We start from the raw sequence: 1,115 nt of genomic DNA, 5'->3' as shown, positions 1-1,115 counted from the left end.
AAGTGTAAGCAACTGTTTTTCAATGTCGAATTTCATTCTTCTCTTGACATTGATTCTAAAAAGCAGTAACTTATCCAAGTCTTAGTTAACGATACCAGTCGTTTGAAAGAGCGATCTTTCACGGTAGCACCGCATAAGACTTGAACAATGCCTGGCATTGCCTTTCTTGTCCTTTTACTCCTTAAGGAACTTTCCCCTACGTTTTGTCTCAGCCTAAAAAAAGAGGGTTTAATCTCTCCTTAAAGATTTTAGTTGTACATAACGGTCTTGCTAAGTTTTCGTGGGCGATTAAAAGAACTGTCTTTTCAAACCGCACGGAAGCAAGCCGCATAATTTTGTTTATATTTTTCGCAAACCAAATCTAGGTGGCTTGCTGGTGTCTCTTAATTGAATTAAATTTTCAAACTGCTCGTCAACGCCCATGAAATTTAGCTTTTGTTGTGCTTTCGTGCTTTTATTTTTCTAACATATAAGCCCATTCTCTCGAAGGAAATGGTGCTTTATTTTTCCCAAAGTGCAGAATCAAGTTTTTGAGTTTAAGTCCATTATTCTTTTTTCGTTTGAATTCTTCATTATCGACCCAAGCTAAAACTCCCTGTAGTCCACTTCTCAATATCGGATAAAATATCAATTGAATCTTTGACGAATTATCATATGTATTATGGTGAATCTTTACATTTTCTGAAATTTTCTCAAAAAAATCATACGAAAGATTAATGCTTTCTCCACTAATACTCACCCAATCAACATCTTTTGATTGATTAATTGCGACAAAAACATTAGTGTCTTTAGATTTTACAATATATCTGTCTTGATTTACTCCATCATCAAATGACTCAAATGCAACAATATCTCCTAGATATTCAGCTATTTTACAAGCAGAAACTCCTTCTTGCACCTGTTTTACTAAATCTTCGATTATATCTTTATTCATATGTCATATTTGCGACCATGTTATAAAAAAGAACTGTTTATGTGCATGAAGCACAACGTATAGCTGTATGTCGTCTTCGTTGGCGATTTTTAATTTCATCCTGTACATATCGCCAATGCCGACATACAGCATGTTATGTACTTTTATTTTTAAAGCCTTTTTTTATTAACAAGTCTCCCTA

At 34.1% G+C, this 1,115-nt stretch carries 1 protein-coding gene; it reads right to left on the bottom strand.

The genetic code is table 11. From position 1 onward, the window contains the following. Positions 1-454 precede the first annotated feature (454 nt). Entirely contained in the window at positions 455-934 is a 480-nt protein-coding gene (locus DWB61_RS17560; protein ID WP_125032238.1) for a hypothetical protein, read from the bottom strand. Positions 935-1,115: the final 181 nt, after the last annotated feature.

This window comes from Ancylomarina euxina (genome assembly GCF_003863355.1).
GTDB classification, from domain to species: Bacteria; Bacteroidota; Bacteroidia; order Bacteroidales; family Marinifilaceae; genus Ancylomarina; species Ancylomarina euxinus.
This window is presented reverse-complemented; position numbering and strand designations above follow the sequence as displayed.

Bases quoted from the DNA above. Each gene is read 5' to 3' on its own strand.
- DWB61_RS17560 (WP_125032238.1), bottom strand. From the start codon at position 934: ATGAATAAAGATATAATCGAAGATTTAGTAAAACAGGTGCAAGAAGGA.